1 protein-coding gene is annotated in these 1,011 nt (G+C 25.8%); it reads right to left on the reverse strand.

What is annotated here, in order from left to right; all coding sequences use genetic code 11:
- Positions 1–129: 129 nt before the first annotated feature.
- Positions 130–963, reverse strand: coding sequence for a hypothetical protein (locus ACY2RU_RS17585; RefSeq protein ID WP_490139791.1), 834 nt, complete (start codon positions 961–963; stop codon positions 130–132).
- Positions 964–1,011: the final 48 nt, after the last annotated feature.

A 1,011-nucleotide genomic window follows, 5' to 3' on the forward strand; every position in this document is an offset into this window, starting at 1 on the left:
AACTGTTTTGTATAAGATTAGTTGCGTTGTTTAAGCAACTAATTTAGCAAATGCAAACCGAATAGAAAATCCGCAAGAATTTTCGTAAGTAGGCTCGTACCAAGCAATTAATTTTATACGTTGTTAGGTTTAGTTATTATATTCAGTATGTTTTTTAAAAATTAATTCTAAAAGGTCAATATTTTTATTGAATACTTTTAAGTTCATTAAAAAAGTAATGTTGTTCAATTCGTCTTTCTTATAATAAAGATTAGATTCAATTCCTCGATTATTCAATAATTCCTTTATCTTGATTAATTTTCCTTTTCTAATTTTTAACGTAACACTATTACCACTTATCTTAAACGTAACTGAATTGGTGGGTTTTAAAGAAATATATCTCGTATAATATTTTAAATGAAATTCCTTTTCGGGATTTAATTCTCGTATCAGGTTAACAGATTTTTGTATAATTTCCTTGTGGTTTTTGGTCAAAGAGTTTCTCCAATATTCTAATTTTTCTTCTTGAGTTTTTTGAACCCTTTTTGTTTCATTTTCTTTTTTTGGTCTTTTAATTCTTCCCTCAATAATATGTATTTTAAAGTGGCATTTATTATGTATTAATACGATCTTTTCTTTACAAATACTCGTTTCAGGACATTTACTACATTTTGGCGCTTTAATTTTTCTAAATGGTTCTTTTGGTGTTGGTTTTAAAACCTTAAAACATTCTAAATATTTACACAATCTTTCATAATCTAAATGATGAATTACTCCTTCCGATTTCTCAATAATTTCGTTACAAGCAGGACAAATATTATTCTGCTCTTCTGCTAATTCGTCAAAAATATATTCAGATTTCGTAATGTTTTTGAAATTCCGCCATTTCTTTATTTCATTTTTTGTAAGGTTTTTATATTTTCCTTCTTTGAGTGAAGCAGAATCATTAATTGGAAGAAATTCTTTGTAAATAAAATGAGACATTAATCTAATTAAATAATTTTTCAAAATTGCAATTCTGCGCTAATTAAA

The sequence above is a fragment of the Ulvibacter sp. 2305UL32-6 genome (assembly GCF_058148545.1).